Origin of the sequence: Pantoea sp. GCM10028869 (assembly GCF_042666835.1) — a bacterium.
In the GTDB taxonomy this organism is placed as follows: domain Bacteria; phylum Pseudomonadota; class Gammaproteobacteria; order Enterobacterales; family Enterobacteriaceae; genus Pantoea; species Pantoea leporis.
In genome coordinates this window covers 578,234-596,970 of record NZ_JBHTGO010000004.1, presented here as the reverse complement: position 1 = coordinate 596,970, position 18,737 = coordinate 578,234, and the positions used below count along the sequence as shown (strand labels likewise).

Here is an 18,737-nt window from a genome sequence, read left to right as displayed (position 1 = left end):
TTACGTAATGACATGGTATCTCTCGCATCCCAGGACATAAGCGACTCCATAAACGGGTTCTTATGCCTTAGTTGTAAGTGTCTACCATGTCCCCGAACAAGTGTTCACCATGTCCCCGGACTGTACACCCGCAAGCGGGCGAGGGAGCTGATCGAGCGGTTGGTTGGTAAGGTGATCATTGTGGCTAAATATGCGCTGGATCGGTCCCCTCTCCCATTGATGGGAGAGGGTTAGGGTGAGGGAAAAAGTGCGCTTAACTCACCCCACCAGCATCAATTCACGGTCCTCCACCGCTGGCTTATTCAGCAGCGACAGCAGAATATTCTTGACGGCCTGCGCCGATGGCGACAGCGGCAGACGCGCCGAGATGTTCAGCGACAGCGGCAGATTGAGTGACGGGCTGTTAATGCGCGCCATCCACGCATGGGTTGAACTCACCAGCGCCCGCGCTGCAGATTCTGGCAGCACCGTCACGCCCATACCGCTGGACACCGCCGCAGTCAGCGTCGAAATGGATTCGATTTCGCCAATAATGCGCGCGCTCAGACGGCGCAGCGAGAACGCTTCATCGACACGTTTACGCACCGCGCTGTAATCACGTGGCAGGAACAGGCTCATCTGCGCCACATCGGCCAGATCGACCGTCGCACCCGGGCACGCCGTTGCGCCCACCAGATAGAGCTCTTCTTTCATTAAGGGAATGCTGTTGATGCCCGCCGTTGGCGCGCGGTCGTACAGCACCGCCATATCCAGCTGGCCGTTCATCACTTTTTCATTGAGCGAGGTGCCGCTGTTTTCATGCAGATACACCAGCACATCCGGGAACTGCTCACGCACCGTGTGCAGCAGCGGCATGGTGAGCGAAGATGCAGCGGTGCCCGGCGCTAAACCAATCGAAACCTGGCCGTTCAGTGCCTGGCCGGCGTTGATCACCGCCGTTTGCGCCTGTTCACACTGGCGCAGAATGGTGCGAGCGTGGGCATACAGAATTTTTCCGGCTTCAGTGGGCGTCACGCCGCGCTTGGTGCGGATCAGCAATTGCTGATCGAGTTCATTTTCCAGCGTCGCCACCTGCTGGCTAAGCGCAGGCTGCGCGATGTGCAGCACTTCTGCTGCCTGAGTCAGGCTGCCGATATCGACGATTTTTACAAAATATTTGAGTCGTCTTAAATTCATGTTGCCTCCGTCAATCCCCGAATACCCAGTTGGGTGTTTCAGCCTGCTGGCTTGTGGGAATGAAGTTGCAATATGCAGGCCAGGTTTGTTCGCGATGCAAAATTGCGTTGCCGGATTTTCCTAACGGCACGGAAAATAAGCGTTTGTGATTACCTCGAAGGAGTTAATAAGCGTGGGCGATGACGTGATTTGCGTAAGCGTTGAACAACATGCACCGCCGTGGGGCAGAAAATGCGAGTCAGGCGTGCAAAAAAGTGATGACCGGATGAGCTGGTTTGGTGCAGAAAACACAGAAAGTGAACAGAAACGGCGGGAATGGAACAAAAGGAGCGGGAAAGAAGGAGGTTAGCCAGTTGGAAAACTTATGTGGCGGGCGGTGCGCGTTGTCCCTCACCCTAACCCTCTCCCGCGCGCGGGAGAGGGAACCGACCGTGCACAATGTCACTACGCAAAATAATTCGCGCTGTAGCAAGGCGGCAAGAAAATTCCGCCCCGGGAGCATAGTTCACTATGTGACCGGGGGTAATTTTCGCAGCCAACGCCGCTACAGCGTGAAGTATGAAGCGTATTATCTTTTTTTACGGTTGCGATGCATATCAATAGAAACCGCTGCGACGATGATGATGCCTTTGATGATGTCCTGCACGTAGGCATCGACACCGACAAAGGTGAAGCCGCTCTTGATCAGGCCAAGGATCACTGCACCAATCAGCGTACCAGTGATGCGGCCCACGCCGCCCATCAGGCTGCTGCCGCCGATAACCGCAGCGGCAATGGCATCCAGTTCGTACGCCATCCCCATGCTGGACTGGCCGCTACTGACACGCGCCGCCAGCACCACACCCGCCAGGCCAGAGAGCGCACCGGCAATGGTATAGACGATGATCAGGTACTTATTAACGTTGATACCGGACACTTTGGCGGAGGTCATGTTGCCGCCAATCGCGTAGACATATTTGCCGTAGCGGGTGTGTTTCAGTGCGATGTGGAACAGGAACGCCACCACCAGGAAGATGATTACCGGCATCGCGCCCTGGCCGATGGAGGTGAAGCCATCTGACAGGAAGCTAATCGGGTTACCCTGCGTGTAGTACTGCGCCAGACCGCGTGCCGACACCATCATGCCAAGCGTGGCGATGAACGGAGGAATACCGGTTTTGGTGATCAGCACGCCGTTCATTACGCCGCACAGCAGCCCTACGCCAATCCCGGCGACGATGGGAATCACCGCAGGCAGGTTCACCAGCGAGGGATACATCGGCGACAGGCTGTCTGAGGTTTGCGCCAGACTGGCCGCCACCACCGCGGTGAGGGCAATAACCGAACCGGATGACAGGTCAATACCGGTGGTGATGATGACCTGGGTCACGCCCACCGCGATGATGCCGATGATCGCCACCTGCAGAATAATCAGCACCAGGCGGTTGGTGTTCATCAGGAAAGATTGGTCACGTACGTACCAACCGGCAATTTCAAAAATCAGGGCAATGCCCACCATCACGACAAAAATCCCGGTGTCTTTTGGCAGCTTGTGACGCAGGTTGCCAAAGAAAGAACTCTGTTCTGCGGCCTGCGGGGCCGTAATTTTTACGTTACTCATAGGTGTCTCACGCCTCACTCGGATGCCAACGACAAAATGGATTCCTGATTGGCCTCTTCTTTATCGAGGATGCCGGTTATACGTCCGCCGTGCATAACCATCACGCGGTCGCTCATGCCGAGAATTTCTGGCAGTTCGGACGACACCATGATGATGGCCACGCCGCGATTCGCCAGTTCACTGATTAAGCGATAAATCTCTGCTTTTGCCCCCACGTCGATACCGCGCGTGGGTTCGTCGAGAATCAGGATCTTCGGTTGCGCCAGCAGCCAGCGGGCAATCAGCACCTTCTGCTGGTTACCGCCGCTGAGGTTATTGATGATCTGATCCATGGTGGGGGTTTTAATGTTCAGCTTGCGAATCTGATCCATGCAGTCCTGCGCCATTTTGATGTGGCTGACAAAACCGCTTTTATGGGTGTAATCCGGCATGTTGACGATGCTCATGTTCTCCATCACCGACAACACCAGGAACAGCCCCGACTTTTTACGGTCTTCGGTCAGGAACGCCATGCCCTTCTCAATCGCCGTTGACGGCGAATCGATCTTGACCGGCACGCCATCAATCAGGATTTCACCGCTGTCGAAACTCTCCATGCCGAACAGGCTTTCCATCACTTCGCTGCGTCCGGCACCCACCAATCCCGCTACGCCGAGGATTTCGCCTTTGCGCACCGTGAAGTTGATGTCGGTGAAGCGATCTTTGCAGGTGAGATTGCGCACCGTCAGCACATCCCCACCGATTTCACCGTTGAATTTCGGGAACAGCTGAGTTAATTCACGGCCCACCATTTGCGTAATCAGTGACTGACGCGTGTATTCGCTGGTGCTGTTGCTGCCAACCCAGGATCCATCACGGAAAATACTGATCTCATCGGTAATGGTGAAAATCTCATCCATCTTATGGCTGATATAGATGATGGCTTTGCCCTGCTCACGCAGGTCGCGGATGATGGTGAACAGGTGCGCCACTTCGGTTTCCGTCAGTGCCGAGGTCGGTTCATCCATAATCACGATGTCCGAATTCCATGACACCGCTTTCGCGATTTCCACCATCTGCTGCGACGCAATACTCAACTCGCCGACCAGACGATCGGCTTTCAAACGGATATTGAGTTTGTTCAGCAGTTCCTGCGTCTGTTTGTTCAGCTTGCCGTGGTCAACAAAGCCGTACTTCATCGGTTCGCGGCCGAGCCAGATATTCTCGGCCACGGTCATGTAAGGCACCAGATTGAGTTCCTGGTGAATCATGGAGATGCCGGAACGCAGCGCATCCATGGTGTCCTGAAACTGCACCGGCTCCCCTTTAATGCGAATGGTGCCCTTATCGGGACGATACATCCCGATAAGGCATTTCATTAAAGTGGATTTGCCCGCGCCATTTTCACCCATCAGGGCATGTACCGACCCCGGTTTAATACGCAGTGAGACATTGTCGAGTGCCTTCACTCCGGGGAAGAACTTGCTGATGCCTTCGGCTTCAAGCGCAAAAGCGGTCATACATCACCTCCGTACGGCTAAGTCGGTTACGGTTTATTTCTGATTCTGACTGGCGAATTTTTCGTAGTTATCTTTGGTAATCAGCTGGAACGGGATATCGACCACTTTCTGCACTTTCTCGCCGTTAATCAGCTTGACCGCTGTTTGTACCGCGCCTTCACCCTGACCTTTCGCATCCTGGAAGACCGTGGCGACCATTTTGTCGTTCTTGATCATCTGCAGCGCGTCCGGCGTCCCATCCACACCCGCTACCAGGATGTGATTCGGGTTTTTACCCAGCGCCTGCAGCGCACCGATTGCCATTTCATCGTTGTTAGAGGCAATCGCTTGAATGTCATCGCCCGCGGTCAGCCAGTTACTCACCACGTCCACCGCATCATTACGGGTGAATTTAGCCGTCTGTTTCTGCACGACTTTAATGCCCGGATATTTGGCGACCACCGCTTCCACACCTTTGGTGCGTTCACGGGTGGATTCGTTAGCCAGGTCACCCAGCAGAATCGCTACGTTGCCTTTGCCGTTCATCTTTTTAGCCAGCGCTTCCATCTGCAGACGGCCCGCCAGTTCAGAATCCGAACCGACAAACGCCATTTTGTCTTTCAACTCGCCTGCCGGTTTACGGTTGACGAACACCAGCGGCACGCCGGCTTTCGCTGCGGCATCCACCAGCGGTTTCACCGCGTTGGTATCCACGGGGTTAACGATGATGGCGTCAACGCCCTGACCAATGAAGTTCTGCACCTGCTGCAGCTGCTGTGCCACGTCGCCTTTGGCGTCTTCAACCTGGCCTTTGATGTTGTCTTTTTGCATCTCTTTCTGCATTGCGTTGCGCAGAATAGTGAGGAAGTTGTCATCAAACAGCGCCATAGAAACGCCTACCTGAAGATCTTTTGCCATCACGGCGGCAGGTAACATGCAAACTAACAGGGAAGTTAATAACGCTTTTTTGAATTTCATGGGTAACCCTTCTTATTCGTTAACATGCTCAGGTTGGCTGAGACCGCGAATGAAAAATATCTTTTACATTCACCCAACGTCGCTGGCGTTTTTTTTGTGGTTGTAGAGGTAAGGCTTCTGGTCTAACGCTATCGGTTTACTGCATCTTTTCAGTGTAACCCGCTACTAATCAGCCAGTTATTTTCGAAATGCCGTTTCAGATGACACAACTCATTTCGCCGGTGATGATTAGCAGTTCATTTATTTCATCTAACTTGCATTTGAAACTTTCATCATAAAAGCACTGAAATGATTGTTTTAAAATCGGCAAATAACAAAACTTTGACATGCATCTAACATCTCAAAGGAATTGCGTTTAAAGTGAGATCTTGCTGGCAGTTTAGAATCTGATCATTCAAGGCAGAAAAGCAGCATTCCGCTGCTTTTACGCGCACTTAAACCAAAAGTGTGCAGTCGGGCTTTGACAACGGGGATCGGCATCGCTAATATGCGCCTCGTTCACACGATTCCTCTGTAGTTCAGTCGGTAGAACGGCGGACTGTTAATCCGTATGTCACTGGTTCGAGTCCAGTCAGAGGAGCCAAATTTAGAGAAGCCCGCTTAGGAAACTAAGCGGGCTTTTTGCTTTCCTGTATATATCCAAATCTCCGCTCACTCAATTCCGCAGCTTTATCAAGTGTCATTAATGACACTTTTCAATCTCATCTCTAACGTCACTGCATGGATTTGGCGATAAAATAGTTAATAGGTTCAAAAATGAACCTTAAGGCTTTATAGTTGAGTCATATCGTAAAATGCAGGCTAGCAAAGGCGCAGCAGTGTCAAAAATGAACCTGGATGACATCAAATCTGAACTTAACAAGCTCTCTGAATCAGATCGACAGTGCGTGTTGGAAGAGTGGGCGTTGAACATTCAATCTTCAACTCAATGTGCTCCGAACGACATACGCGCTCTCAACGCTCTGGAATTTTCGCTTTTGCCGCAGATCATGACGCGTGAACTCAAGCAACAAAATATCACTTATGAAGAGATGGCTTTGCAAATTGGCGTTTCAATCTCGACGTTTAAACGAATGATTGCCAAACCATCATCGGCAAAGGCAATTAATCTCCATGCATTGCTTAAAGAGCTCGGAATAAAAGTATGGCTCGAAAAATAGCGGTGTGGCTATACCACCATCCTGTAGGAACATTGAGTGAAGTAGAAAGAGGTTTTGCTTTCTGCTATCAGCCCAATTATCGCGGGCCAGCAATATCTCTTAGCATGCCAGTGAGGTCGGAGCCTTACTTTAGTGAAGAGCTTCATCCATTCTTCAAGGGATTAGCACCAGAAGGATGGTTGCGTAAACGATATTCTGAAATTCAGAAAATTGACGACAAAGATCTGTTCGGTTTACTGATGCAGAATGGTGACGACTTGCTTGGTGCCGTCGTACTTAAAGAGATAACTCAATGAACCCAGAACGCTGCCTGATAAATTTAAACCTGCTGAAAGAATCCGAGTTGAATACGGGCTATTCGACACAAGGCATTAAACATTTACTGGGTAGTTTGCAAGTGTCCCTGAGCTTGCCGTTCACCCGTAGCCAGTTTATTCAGGAACTCCCTGAGCGCCAGAAAGGGATGAGCATTTCAGGCTATCAACCCAAGCTCTCTCTCCGCCTGGAAGCAGGAGAGTTGCATGTGGTCAGCAACGACGGTACCTATATTCTAAAACCCTCACCAGAGGAGTACCCGCACCTGGCAGAAAATGAGCATGCAACGATGTGTCTGATGCAACGCCTGAAATTTGACGTTCCATCCTTTGGACTTATGCAGTTTAAGCATGATGATAACCGGCCAGATGAACTCGCTTTTGTCATCAAGAGATATGACCGGATAGGGACTGATAAAGGCAGATTGCATCAGGAGCAGTTAGATGGCGCGATGGGCCTCGGCGATAAATATGGCTATGTAGACAATAAAAAGGCCACGAGTTACGAGAAAGCCGCTAAATTTCTCAATCATTCGGTAAGTAGCAGCTTAAAGAGTAAGCGAGATCTCTTTTTACGCATCATCTATGCCTATGTATTAGGCAATAATGATTTTCATCTGCGCAATATCGGCATCATCCTTCCTGAAAAAGGAGCGCCTTATTTGGCCCCAGTCTATGACTTTATCAGCGTCGTTCCCTACCCTACGGCGTTTAAAGAATATTTAGCGTTGCCGCTTCTGGAGCGAGAAGAAAATGATGCGGAGAGCGCTCCGGGAATTAACTCCATTTACGGGGAATATCTGGGAGCGGATTTTATTCTGCTCGCGCAAGGTATGGATATTCATCCCGCTTTGGCCAAAAAATGGCTAAGCGAAATTATCAGTAACCATCAGCTGATTATTGATACCTACACTGAAAGTCATATGCCAGAAGCGCAGCGAAAAACTGTCCTCGACTATGTTGCGCGGCGGATAACCTTGCTTGCAGTGACTGAGCTTTAACTTGAAATGGCGCTTCGTATGGCGACCGCCAACCAGATGCGCATAAGCGCGCACCTGGTTTGGGTTAATCGATAGCGTTTGGCAGCGGAGCCAGCTCCAGACTGCTGCGGAAATCATTGCCGACATAATCGTTATCGATCAGCTGGCGGCGACGCAGTTCTGGCAGCAGGCCGTTAAGCAGCAAATCCTGCTGATCGGGCTGGCCGAGTCCATGCAGCGAAATCACATCCAGCACGCCGGCGCGGTAGCGCTGTTCGATGGCATCGGCCAGGGTTTCTGGCGTACCGGCTACAAACCAGTGGCCGGTCTCTTCGGCTTTGATGATCAGCTCGCGCAAGGTTAATCCTTCCAACGCATAGCCACGGAAAATGGCGGCGCGCCCCTGACGACGATGCACCTGCGCCAGTTCGGGAATTAACGCGGCGGGCAGCGGTTGGTCGAGCGGCACATCGCGCAAATCCACCTCGCCGCCCAGCATATCGGCCACGCGTAATCTGCCCTGTTCATAGTTGATGCGTTCATGCTTATCGCGCAGACGGCGCGCCACATCGGCGTCGCTGTCGCCAATGATGGCGTGGAACGAGTTCATGATCAGCGGCGGATTATGTTCGCGGCCAAAACGTCGCGCCCGCTGCTGCACATCAGCCACGAAGGTTTGCGCCGCATCAAACGTGGGCTGCGAGGTGTAAATCACCTCGGCATAGCGTGCGCCGAGCGTGACGCCCGCGTCGGATTGGCCCGCCTGGAACTGCACCGGACGGCGCTGTGGCGGCGGCGGTACGTTAAGCGGTCCCGCCACCTGGAAATAGTCGCCGCGATAGTGAATCGGATGCAGTTTACTGTGGTCGAGACGAATGCCGCCGCTGGCGGTGCGCTGCACTGCCGCGCGTTCGTTGGCGTCATACAGCGCGTTCATCACTTCAATAAATTCAGTGGCGCGCGCGTAGCGCTCCTGCGGTGGCGGCAGCTGGCTTTCACCGAAGTTCTCCTCACCTACCGATGACGTTACCGCGTTCCAGCCCGCGCGACCGCCGCTGATGTGATCGAGCGTGCCGACCTGACGCGCCAGATTATACGGATGCAGCCAGCTGGTGCTGACGGTAGCGATTAAACCGATGTGCGATGTCACCTGGCTCAATGCCGCCAGCGCAATCAGCGGATCTTGCGTGCCGGTGGTGCCGGCTAATCCGGCCGCATCGGCCTGCAGCAAATCGGCGGTAAACAGCCCGGTGATCTTTTCGCGCTCGGCAATTTTCGCCAGTTCGATGGCGCGCGTGATGCCCACGCCGGGCTGGCTGTCATTGGCGGCGGAAATCACACTGCTGGCGCCGACCAGCGTTTTCAGTTTTCTGCGATAGGTTTGCGACACAACACTCTCCTTTATGGTTGTCGCGCGAAATCCGCTTTGACGTTGTTTAAGGCGTCCGCATCGGTCAGCAGACGTAAGCCGGTGCGTGCCAGCACGCGCGCGCCAATCAGCAGCGCCTGATAGCCGCGCGCTGAGTTGGCCGCTTCACGGAAGGGCACGGTATGGAAAATCAGATCGTCGGGGCCGATTTTCAGCCACGGATGCGCCGTCGGCACCGCGTGGCTGATGTCGCCAGCATCGGTGGAGACTTTGTTTTTCTGCGGCGAGAGATCAACCTGTTCGCCTGCCGCGGTGAACTCTTCCAGCAGCAAGGCATCCAGCGCTGAGTTGAGTTTGAAATCGCGCGGGCCAATCTGATGGTCAATCTCGACGCGCGCGCCGGTCGCCAGCGCCACGCCTTCAGCAATGGCACGCAGACGCGGCTCAAGGGATTCCACCACTTCGCGGCTGTCCGCGCGGATGTAGTAATGCGCCGACGCGTATTCCGGGATCACGTTCGGGGCCTGGCCGCCGTTGGTGATAATGCCGTGCACGCGCACGCCATCCGGCAGTTGCTGACGCAACACGCTGATGCCGTTGTAGAGCAGCACCAGCGCATCCAGTGCGTTGATCCCTTCATGGGGCGCGCTGGCGGCGTGCGACGGCTTGCCGTAGAAGTGGAAATAGAGATGATTATTGGCGAGCGTGGATTCAGTCAGGCGGGTTTTGCCCGAAGGATGCACCATCAGCGCCACGTCGACATCTTTGAGGTAGCCGGCTTCGACAAAGCGCTTTTTCACGTTGCCTTTGGGTCCGCCCGGTCCGGCTAATCCGCCCTCTTCCGCGGGCGTGCCTAACACCACCACGCGTCCACCGGTTTGATCCAGCACCTGCGATAGCGTGATGGCCGCCGCCACGCTGGTGGTGCCAATCAGGTTATGACCGCAGGCGTGACCGATGCCGATCAGCGCGTCATATTCCGCGAGAAAAGCGATGGTGGGGCCCGGTTTGTCGCTGGCCTTTACCGCGTAGAACGCCGTTTCATGTCCGGCGACGTTGCGCGTGACCGCAAAGCCCTCAGCGCTGAGTAGTTGCGTGAGTTGCTCGCTGGCAAAATATTCGTTGTTGCCGGTTTCGGGATTTTGGAATATCGCCTGCGATACCTTGAGATAAGCGGCGCTGTGTTGTTCGAGGCTGTTTTCGAGCGTGAGCTGAAGTGGATTCAGCGACATGAGCATTCTCCTTTGGCAAAACAATGCGCAATAGATTGCGCCGCTACCGTAGATGCACGTATTCGTAGCGGCGCGATTTATCGCGCATCAGTGATAATCAATGGCGCTTATCAATACGCTGCACTAACCGGTCGCCGAGCCACTGAATGCCGCACACCAGCACAATCAGCACCGCGATCACCGCGATCATCACTGAGGTTTCAAAGCGCTGATAGCCATAACGGATCGCCAGATCGCCCAGTCCGCCTGCGCCAATCGCGCCGGCCATGGCCGAAGCACCAATTAGCGCCACCAGCGTAACCACAAACCCCGACAAGATGCCGGGCAGCGCTTCCGGGATCAGCACGTCCCAGACGATACGCAGCTTGCTGGCGCCCATGGCGCGCACCGCATCAATCAGGCCGCGATCGACATCACGCAGAGACACTTCGGCCACGCGCGCGAAGTACGGCGTTGCGGTGATCGACAGCGGCACAATCGCGGCCCAGGTGCCGAGCGAGGTGCCGACCAGAAAACGGGTAAAGGGAATCAGCGCTACCAGCAGAATGATGAACGGCAGCGAGCGGAAGCTGTTGATGATCAGGCCCAGCACGCGATTCACGCCGCGATGTTCGGCGATGCCGCCGGGGCTGGTCATCACCAGAATCAGGCCGAGCGGCAAGCCCGCCACCAGCGAAAACAGGCCGGAAATCACCGTCATTAAAACCGTTTCGCCTAACGCATTGAGTAAAAGATCAATCATGACTGGCGACATAACCCACTAACTCCACTTGCGCCTGCTGCGCGTGCAGCCAGCTGAGAATATATTGCTCGTCGGCCGCGTTGGCCGCCGGGAGCGCAATAAAGAAACGCACCACCGCGTAGTGCTGGATGTGATCGATGCCGCCCTGCAGCAGGCGGAACTTGCCCGGCAGCGCGCTGGCAAAGCGGGTGAGCAGATCGCCCTGCGCATCGTCACCGGCAAAGTGCACGCTGTAGATGGCATCGCCTTGCTTGTCATCGCTAAGGCGCGCAGCAATATTTTCCGGCAGCTGCGGCAGCAAACCGCGCAGCAGCGTGCGCGTCAGGGCCGATTGCGGATGCGCAAACACCTGCCAAACCGGACCTTGCTCAATGATTTCACCGGCATCAATCACCGCCACGCGATGCGCCACGGATTTGATCACTTCCATCTCATGAGTAATCAGCAAAATGGTGATGCCGAGTTTTTGATTCAGGGATTTGAGCAGCGCCAGAATCGAGCGCGTGGTTTCCGGATCGAGCGCCGAGGTGGCTTCGTCGCACAGCAGCAGCGCCGGGCTGGCCGCCAGCGCGCGGGCAATGCCAACCCGCTGTTTTTGGCCGCCGGATAACGCTGCCGGATAGCTTTGCGCTTTGTCCGCCAATCCCACCAGCGCCAGCAGTTCCGCCACGCGCTGCTGGCGTTGCGCTTTTTCCATGCCGGCGATTTTCAGCGGCAGCGCGACGTTCTGCGCCACCGTTTTTGCTGATAACAGATTGAAGTGCTGGAACACCATGCCAACGCGGCTGCGCACCGTTTGCAGCTGTTTTTCTGACAGGCCGGTGATGTTACGGCCTTCGATTTCAATGACGCCTTCATCAGGTTGTTCCAGCCCGTTGAGACAGCGGATCAGCGTGGATTTCCCCGCGCCGCTGCGTCCGATCAGGCCAAGGATTTCGCCTTTCTGCACCGTCAACGAGATGTCGCGCAGCGCCTGGGTTTGTCCAAAACGACGTGACACACCTTGCAGGCGCACCACGCTGCCGCTGTCGCGAAACTTCACCTGCGCCTCGTCATGGGCACTTTCCGCCACGCCGCGTTTCACGGCGGTAAATGGCGTTTCGGCTGCTGAGAATAACGTCATCTTTATCGTTCCTTACCAGGCCGTTTCGCCCGTGCCTTTGTAGACCTTGTCAAACACGGTCTTCACGGCATCGTTCTGATAAGAAGCCACCAGCGTTTTCACCCACGGCGCGCTGACGTTCTCTTTCTTCACCGCAATAAAGTTGTTGTACGGGTTATCTTTTACCGGCTCCTGCGCAATGCGATCTTCGGCGGTCAGGCCACTTTTCAGCGCCCAATCGGTGTTGACGACGGCGGCATCCAGATCAGGAACGGAGCGGCCGATGATGCCGGAATCCAGCTCTTTGATTTTCAGATGATGCGGATTGGCGGTGATATCGGCGGTGGTGGCCGCGATGCCGACGCCCGGCTTCAGTTTGATCAGGCCTTGTTGCTCAAGTAGCACCAGACCGCGCGCTTCGTTAGAGGGATCGTTTGGCACGCCAATCACCGCGCCCTCTTTCAGCGCTTTGGCGCTTTTCACTTTCTTCGAGTAGAGACCAATCGGCCACACGGCGGTATCGCCGACGCGTACGATGTCGTAGTGATTGACCTTGATTTGGTTATTGAGGAACGGCTGATGCTGGAAGGCGTTGGCATCCACTTCGCCGTTTTGCAGCGCTTCGTTCGGCTGGTTGTAATCGTTGAAAATGACGGTTTTCACCGTTAAGCCTTTCGCCGCCGCCTGTTTGATCACTTCGCGCCAGACGTCTTCATCTTCGCCGCTCATAATGCCGACTTTTACCGAGGTTTTGTCCGCCGCGTGCGCGATGGACAGCGGCGACAGCGCCGCGCTGGCCAGCAGCAAGGCGCCAGCCGTTAACAGGAATTTATTTTTTACTGGTGACAGACGTGTGTGCATAAAGTGCTTCCCAATCGTTATAATTGCGCGAGTCAAAATTAGCTGTCGTAACGACAGATGACCGCAGTATACGCAGTTGCTTATTCCTGCATTATGATTTATTCAGGAATGCTATTCCTGAAAAGCATAAAGCCGCGGCGCCGCTCGCATCGCCACACGCGGGAAATGGCTGTGCTATCCTCCCCCTTTTGATGGACTTGTTACTGAGCGCTATGTCGGACACCACACCTAAACGAAAAAATGACCCTGAAGGGCTTAAGAAGCGCATCCTCGCCGGTGCGCTGAAAATGTTCGCCGAGTTTGGTATGCAGGGCGCGCGGCTGGAGCAGATCGCTGAGCACGCGCAAACCACCAAACGCATGGTGGTGTATCACTTTGGCAATAAAGAGCAGCTCTATATTGAGGTGCTGGAGCAGGTGTATCAGGCGATTCGCCAGCATGAAACCGGCCTTAATCTCGCCGAGATGGCACCGGAACTGGCGATGACCAAACTGGTGGAAGCCAGCTTTGATTACCACGTCTCGCATCCGGATTTTATGCGGCTGGTGTGTACCGAAAACCTGCTGCGCGGGCGCTACATCATGCAATCCGAACGCATCAAGGCGCTGAACAAAAGTGCACTCGATGTGCTGGATGACATTCTGACGCGCGGCCAGCAGCAAGGGCTGTTTATGGATGGGCTGGATACCGTGGATGTGCACCGCTTGCTGAGCAGCATTTGTGTGCATCACGTCTCCAATCGCTACACCTTTCACACGCTGTTCACGCCGAACGATAGCGAGGAAGACAGCATCCGTCGCAACCGCCAGTTAGCCGTCACCGCCACGCTGCGTTATGTGCGCAAAGCCTCGTAGGCTGCGGCTGCGCGCTGATGGTCTACGCTTTTAAATTTGGGACCGTCACAGACCACAGACTAAGGAACGCCGTAGTGAACAAAGATCCCCACCTTTATCCCTTACGCCATACGCAGAATACCGATCGGGACAGCGCACTGTGGAACTGGGCGCAAAACTCGGTGGTTGGTCAGCGTAGTCAGTTACATCAGCCGCAAACTGAAGCGGAGTTGCAACAACTGCTGCGCACCGCCAGCGGCAAAGTGCGCGTGCTGGGCAACCGCTTGTCGCCGGGCCGCATGCTGGGCGTTGATGAGCAGGATTTGCTGCTGGATCTCAGCGCGTTCAACGGCGTGATCGCCCAAGACGAAGAGAGCGTCACCTTTGCCGCCGGTACGCCGCTGGAGCAGGTTTACAGCACCCTAACCGAGATGGATCGCATGCTGGCCTCGTCGCCGGGCGTGATTGCGGTGCAGACGCTGGCGGGCGCGATGGCCACCGGCACGCACGGCCAGGGTTTAGCACAAAGCTCCATCGCCGATGAAGCGCTGCGCATTCGCATGGTGTTGGCTGACGGGAGCGTGCGTGAATTTGTGCGCGGTGAGCCCGATTTCGCTGCCGCACAGGTTTCGCTCGGCACCCTGGGCATTGTGACGGCCGTGACGCTGCGCACCCGCCCTTTCCGCCTGTTTACCTGCCACAAATTCGCCGTCTCCGCCGATACGCTGGAGAACGATCTGATCGAATGGAACCAGCAGTATGAGATGAGCAAAGCCTGGTGGTTTGTCGATGACAACCTGATGCACGTGTGGAACGCGCACGAAGCCAGCGCTGAAGATTCGCAGGCATGGCACGCCAATCAGCGCGAGGTGATTGAGCATGGCGATGACACCGACAGCAGCCTGAATGACACCATCGACCAGACGCTGGCGCAGATGCATCGCGATACGCAGATTCACGGCAAAGGCGGCAAACAGTTCCGCACCGTGACGCGCTTCCGCGATTTCACCGACATCAGCGGCGATATCTATCAGCTATTTTGTCGCGGCATTGCCGTGCCGCAGATCAACGTCGAGATCGGCGTGCCGCTGGAGAAAACGCCGCAGATTATCAGCAAGATCAAAGCGTGGTATGCCGAGAATCATCCGCATATGCACTATCCGATCATTCTGCGCTGTACCGGCGCGTCTGAAGGCTGGCTCAGCCCGGCGTATCAGCACGCCACCTGCTTCTTTGGCTTTGTGGTCTATTACGCTGATGACGGTTCGCTGTCGCAGGATGGCCTGCATTTTCTCACTGAAGTCGAGAAGCTGCTGGCGGCCGAAGGCGGACGTCCGCACTGGGGCAAATATTACGATCCGCAGCGCTATCAGTGGCGCGATATCTATCCGCAGTGGGACGCTTTCCGCGCGGTGCGCGACCAGCTCGATCCACAACGCCGTTTTAGCAATGACTATGTCACTGCTTTGTTTGATTAAGTTTGAAGGGGAGAAACCATGTTTGCATGGGTAACGCTGTTAACACAGCCAGACTATTTTATTGGCGTGAAGGCGCTGCACCGCTCACTGAAGCGCAGCAAAACCCGCTGGCCGCTGATTGTGATGGTTACAGACGCCATCGATCTGGAGACGCGTGAGGCGTTGCAGGCGCTGGGCTGTGTGATCCATCCGGTGGATCCGCTGACGCCAAACGCCGAACTGGAGCAGCATTACGCCTCGGCGCAGTTCGGAGAAGTGTGGAGCAAGCTGCGCGCGTGGGAGCTGGTTGATTGTGAGCGCGTAGTATTTCTCGATGCCGACATGCTGGTGCTGCGCAACATGGATGAGCTGTTTACGCTCGAACTGGGCAAGCATGCGCTGGCAGCGTGCCACGCCTGTCGCTGCAATCCCAACAAGATCGCCAGTTATCCCGCCAGCTGGCAGCCAGAGAATTGTCACTATACCTGGCAGGATCGCGGCGAACCGGCACCGTCCACGCTCGATCGCTACCTGAACGGCGGTTTTTTGGTGCTGAAGCCGGATCTGGCGGTGTTTGCGTGGCTGCAGGAGAAAGTGGCGGGCATTACCGATCTGCGCCGCTATCCGTTCTCCGAGCAGGATTTGCTTAATGAAGTGTTCGAGGATCGCTGGCTGCCGCTTTCGTACAAATACAATGCGCTGAAAACCTTACCGTTCCAGCACAGTAAGATGTGGCGCGAAGATGAAGTGAAGAACCTGCACTTTATTCTGGCGAAGCCGTGGAAACGCGACCTGAATCAGCCTGAATCGGAACGCGACCGCTACTACGCGCTGGATAAGCTATGGTGGGAGTTCGCGGTGGAATAAAAAAAACAGCGCGATTCGTCGCGCTGTTTCATATGAATTGCCCATTACTGTGCGCCAGTTCGCCATGAATGGAGTTTCCTACGAAGCTTATGAACGGGTCTTCGCAATGCGCTCAAGCGCGACCTGCGCCAAAAAACCTGAACGGGTTTTGAATTCGGGATGCGTTGCTACGCAGCGGTCAATACGGTCAATCAGCAGTTTTGGCAAGGTTACGTTGATTTTCTCGGACCCGCCCAAAATGCGAGTGACATCCACATCGATAAGTACCCAAACATAACCTGCATATTGCGGATCTTTCATCAACGATTTCAATTCAGAAACCGCCGGGATGTCCTGCTCTAATTCTACCAGCAGCTCCAGATGCCCGATAATCGCCTCTTTGGCATTTGTTACCGCCGCTTCCAGCGTATCTCCAGCAGAAAAACAGCCCGGTAAATCCGGCACCGTGACGCCAAATGCCGTGCTTTGGTCACCCGCCTCAATCGCGATGGGATAAAACATACGTCACCTCTTTCGAATTAATGGACAGTCAGTCCGGCTTGTTTCCTGATACTTTTCACCGTTTTGATCGGCAAATCCTTTTTGGGGTGCGGTATCGTCACCAGCCCTTTTTTACCGGATGGACAAAATGGTGATGGCTGCCGTTCACACGTATCAGTTCCCAGCCATCGGCCTTGATCTCGGCCATTAATGATCTGCTATCCATGCCATTGCCTTACCGCGTCCTGAAAGCATAAAAAATAACCCCAATAACTCTAAATCGCAAGAAGAGTTATTGGGGTTATCTATTCCCAAATAAAAAGGTCGTCATAAATGACGACCTCAAGATGAGTGGTGGATGGAAATTTATTGCGCTTTTGGCTCGCCCATCGCTTTCAACTTCTTCGACAGCTCGCGACGCTCTTTGGAGAGGTCAGCGTTTTTGATGATGTACTCATCAACGCGGTCTTCATAGTCCACACGCATGCTGGCGATAATTTCCTGCACCGCCTCGATGCTCATGCCGGGTTTGATGTATTCACTCAGGTTGTCCAGCAGCAGCACACGTTTCTGGTTATCACGGACTTTCTTCTCGTTATCCACGATTTCGCGCTGCAGTTTGTTTTTACGACGGAACATACGCACAAACTCCAGTACGTCCTGAAATGATTGCTTGGCATTTTCCATGTTGGCACCTTTCTTGAGGCCTGCGTCGGCAGGCGGAATAGTCATAACGTTTAGCTTAGCGGCTTGGCCGCCAGGGTTGCAATTCTCACCGCTAAATTCGGACTGGCGCTTATCTTAGCGCAAAGAAAGGGTGATTCACATTAAGTCCTTGCCTGAGAAAACTATTTACGCAGCGCCAGACGCACTAAATCGGTCATACGCTCCAGCTGACGCGCCTGTTCGAGGCTCAGCCAGACGTAGCCGTAAATCGCCGTGGTTTCGGAACGTCCGCTGCGATTAGCAATCAGCTGCTCCAGTTCCTGGGTGATCTCCTCCAGCGCGTGGCTGTTGGCGGTGATCTGCTCGGTTTCGCCTTTCACCATCAGCGTGGCCAGCGCATTTAGCGTGTCTTCTGTCATCTGCTGGGTGCGGCGCAGCGTAGGTGCGTTGAGCATAATCAAGTGGCTTTCACGCGACGACCACCATGCATCAATTTGCATCTGCATGGTGTTGACCAGATTGCGATTGATGGTTTGGATCGCCTCAAACACCGATTTCGGAATGCGCGTCTCTTTACTCGCCGGCTCCAGCAGCGCGCGCATTTTGATCACGCCGCTCAGCAATTTCTGAAAAGGTTTATTCAGCCGCGGCTTCTCCAGCAAATTGGCGGAGAAGCCGGTGTGATGCAGTTTGGCCATGGCGATAAACGCATCCGATAACTGGATGCGCCAATGCGTATAGGCGCGCTGCGCCCAGATGGCGCTGAACAGCAGCGCCATCAGTGAACCGAGAATCACATCGCCTCCGCGCCACATGGCGATGGTGAAATCCCCGGCCGGTGCGCCAACCACCACGCCGAGCGTGATGCCGATCAGCAGCGCCATGTAGGGATGTTTTCCCAGCGTCAGATAGCCACAGACCACCATCACAACGGCGCACCACACCAGCATCACCGGCAGTGAAAACAGCTCAAGCTTGAGCGCGATCAGGCCAGAAATCAGTCCGGCAAAGGTGCCGCTGATACGCTGCACCACGCGCGGCAGCACATTGCCCCAGGTGGAAATCGGCCCCATCACGACCACCAGCGTAATCAGCGGCCAGGTGCCTTCGGGAATGTCGGTGAGCCGCACAAACAGGAAACACAGCACAAAGGCGATAGCGATACGCACGCCGTGTACGGTGCGATAGTGGCGGTAGAACCAGAACTCAATCTGCGAGATGGGCTTGTCAGCGCGTAACATGGTTGTCCGGGAACGCTAAAAATTTGCGCGCTATGTTACCCTGGCGACGGCTGCATCATCAGGGTCGAACGCAATTATTTTTCAGGTTTTGCTGAAATACAACATGGACGTTACATCAGGTTTTCTCAATAGAAACATTGATGTAACGCAGCGTGTTTGGTGCGTGCATTAAAACGGTTGCCATGAATGGCGATCAGAAAA

The 18,737-nt window shown here is 54.7% G+C and carries 18 protein-coding genes, 1 tRNA gene and 1 pseudogene; 7 read left to right on the top strand and 13 right to left on the bottom strand.

Features of this window, described 5'->3' with window-relative positions:
• Window positions 1-258: 258 nt before the first annotated feature.
• The 4 genes from nac to ACFQW4_RS14015 all read right to left on the bottom strand — a co-directional run bounded on the left by nac (window position 259) and on the right by ACFQW4_RS14015 (window position 5,232).
• Entirely contained in the window at window positions 259-1,176 is a 918-nt protein-coding gene (nac, locus tag ACFQW4_RS14030) for a nitrogen assimilation transcriptional regulator NAC (RefSeq protein ID WP_101763422.1), read from the bottom strand.
• A gap of 568 nt (window positions 1,177-1,744) precedes the next feature.
• Window positions 1,745-2,776 carry an ABC transporter permease gene (locus tag ACFQW4_RS14025; RefSeq protein ID WP_101763421.1) on the bottom strand — a complete coding sequence of 344 codons (1,032 nt, stop codon included), beginning with the start codon at window positions 2,774-2,776 and terminating at the stop codon, window positions 1,745-1,747.
• A 14-nt stretch (window positions 2,777-2,790) separates the two neighbouring features.
• Window positions 2,791-4,275 carry a sugar ABC transporter ATP-binding protein gene (locus ACFQW4_RS14020; protein ID WP_101763420.1) on the bottom strand — a complete coding sequence of 495 codons (1,485 nt, stop codon included), beginning with the start codon at window positions 4,273-4,275 and terminating at the stop codon, window positions 2,791-2,793.
• Window positions 4,276-4,308: 33 nt separating this feature from the next.
• Window positions 4,309-5,232 (bottom strand): sugar ABC transporter substrate-binding protein, encoded by a 924-nt coding sequence (locus tag ACFQW4_RS14015; RefSeq protein ID WP_110866691.1) that lies wholly within the window; start codon window positions 5,230-5,232, stop codon window positions 4,309-4,311.
• Between the two features lie 507 nt (window positions 5,233-5,739).
• Between ACFQW4_RS14015 and ACFQW4_RS14010 the strand changes: the two genes are divergently transcribed.
• From ACFQW4_RS14010 to ACFQW4_RS13995, 4 genes are all read left to right on the top strand, one after another.
• Window positions 5,740-5,815, top strand: a tRNA-Asn gene (locus ACFQW4_RS14010).
• Window positions 5,816-6,059: 244 nt separating this feature from the next.
• On the top strand, window positions 6,060-6,392 hold the full coding sequence (locus ACFQW4_RS14005) for a helix-turn-helix transcriptional regulator (RefSeq protein ID WP_110866699.1): 333 nt from the start codon (window positions 6,060-6,062) through the stop codon (window positions 6,390-6,392).
• Window positions 6,377-6,688: a HipA N-terminal domain-containing protein gene (locus tag ACFQW4_RS14000; protein ID WP_110866690.1), complete on the top strand. Its 312-nt coding sequence runs from the start codon at window positions 6,377-6,379 to the stop codon at window positions 6,686-6,688. The genes ACFQW4_RS14005 and ACFQW4_RS14000 overlap by 16 nt, the downstream gene beginning before the upstream one ends.
• Complete coding sequence (locus ACFQW4_RS13995; protein WP_377725846.1) at window positions 6,685-7,707, top strand: type II toxin-antitoxin system HipA family toxin; 1,023 nt, start codon at window positions 6,685-6,687, stop codon at window positions 7,705-7,707. Before ACFQW4_RS14000 ends, ACFQW4_RS13995 begins: the two co-directional genes overlap by 4 nt.
• Window positions 7,708-7,771: 64 nt before the next feature.
• On the opposite strand, the gene ACFQW4_RS13990 is transcribed toward ACFQW4_RS13995, so the two are convergent.
• The 5 genes from ACFQW4_RS13990 to ACFQW4_RS13970 all read right to left on the bottom strand — a co-directional run bounded on the left by ACFQW4_RS13990 (window position 7,772) and on the right by ACFQW4_RS13970 (window position 12,992).
• The gene (locus tag ACFQW4_RS13990; RefSeq protein WP_309834084.1) at window positions 7,772-9,076 is read right to left on the bottom strand and encodes an NtaA/DmoA family FMN-dependent monooxygenase; all 1,305 of its coding nucleotides are present in this window, start codon (window positions 9,074-9,076) and stop codon (window positions 7,772-7,774) included.
• An 11-nt stretch (window positions 9,077-9,087) separates the two neighbouring features.
• A complete protein-coding gene (locus ACFQW4_RS13985) occupies window positions 9,088-10,287 on the bottom strand; it encodes a M20 family metallopeptidase (RefSeq protein ID WP_377725845.1) in 1,200 nt (399 codons plus the stop codon).
• 97 nt (window positions 10,288-10,384) lie between these two features.
• Window positions 10,385-11,041 carry a methionine ABC transporter permease gene (locus tag ACFQW4_RS13980; protein ID WP_192233454.1) on the bottom strand — a complete coding sequence of 219 codons (657 nt, stop codon included), beginning with the start codon at window positions 11,039-11,041 and terminating at the stop codon, window positions 10,385-10,387.
• Window positions 11,022-12,152, bottom strand: coding sequence for a methionine ABC transporter ATP-binding protein (locus ACFQW4_RS13975; RefSeq protein ID WP_377725844.1), 1,131 nt, complete (start codon window positions 12,150-12,152; stop codon window positions 11,022-11,024). The genes ACFQW4_RS13980 and ACFQW4_RS13975 overlap by 20 nt, the downstream gene beginning before the upstream one ends.
• A 12-nt stretch (window positions 12,153-12,164) precedes the next feature.
• Window positions 12,165-12,992 (bottom strand): MetQ/NlpA family ABC transporter substrate-binding protein, encoded by an 828-nt coding sequence (locus tag ACFQW4_RS13970; protein ID WP_377725842.1) that lies wholly within the window; start codon window positions 12,990-12,992, stop codon window positions 12,165-12,167.
• A 212-nt stretch (window positions 12,993-13,204) separates the two neighbouring features.
• Here ACFQW4_RS13970 and ACFQW4_RS13965 point away from each other — a divergent pair, with 212 nt between their 5' ends.
• From ACFQW4_RS13965 to ACFQW4_RS13955, 3 genes are all read left to right on the top strand, one after another.
• Complete coding sequence (locus tag ACFQW4_RS13965) at window positions 13,205-13,846, top strand: TetR family transcriptional regulator (RefSeq protein WP_377725841.1); 642 nt, start codon at window positions 13,205-13,207, stop codon at window positions 13,844-13,846.
• A 74-nt stretch (window positions 13,847-13,920) separates the two neighbouring features.
• Entirely contained in the window at window positions 13,921-15,303 is a 1,383-nt protein-coding gene (locus tag ACFQW4_RS13960; protein WP_192233446.1) for a D-arabinono-1,4-lactone oxidase, read from the top strand.
• 18 nt (window positions 15,304-15,321) lie between these two features.
• Window positions 15,322-16,149: a glycosyltransferase family 8 protein gene (locus ACFQW4_RS13955; RefSeq protein ID WP_377725840.1), complete on the top strand. Its 828-nt coding sequence runs from the start codon at window positions 15,322-15,324 to the stop codon at window positions 16,147-16,149.
• Window positions 16,150-16,236: 87 nt separating this feature from the next.
• Here ACFQW4_RS13955 and ACFQW4_RS13950 read toward each other — a convergent pair whose 3' ends face one another.
• From ACFQW4_RS13950 to ACFQW4_RS13935, 4 genes and pseudogenes are all read right to left on the bottom strand, one after another.
• Window positions 16,237-16,650: a type II toxin-antitoxin system HicB family antitoxin gene (locus tag ACFQW4_RS13950; RefSeq protein ID WP_101763410.1), complete on the bottom strand. Its 414-nt coding sequence runs from the start codon at window positions 16,648-16,650 to the stop codon at window positions 16,237-16,239.
• 17 nt (window positions 16,651-16,667) lie between these two features.
• Window positions 16,668-16,855 (bottom strand): annotated as a pseudogene (locus ACFQW4_RS13945) (type II toxin-antitoxin system HicA family toxin).
• Window positions 16,856-16,995: 140 nt separating this feature from the next.
• The gene (gene tmaR / locus ACFQW4_RS13940; protein WP_008110563.1) at window positions 16,996-17,316 is read right to left on the bottom strand and encodes a PTS system regulator TmaR; all 321 of its coding nucleotides are present in this window, start codon (window positions 17,314-17,316) and stop codon (window positions 16,996-16,998) included.
• A 161-nt stretch (window positions 17,317-17,477) separates the two neighbouring features.
• The gene (locus tag ACFQW4_RS13935) at window positions 17,478-18,536 is read right to left on the bottom strand and encodes an FUSC family protein (RefSeq protein WP_377725839.1); all 1,059 of its coding nucleotides are present in this window, start codon (window positions 18,534-18,536) and stop codon (window positions 17,478-17,480) included.
• Between the last annotated feature and the right edge of the window lie 201 nt (window positions 18,537-18,737).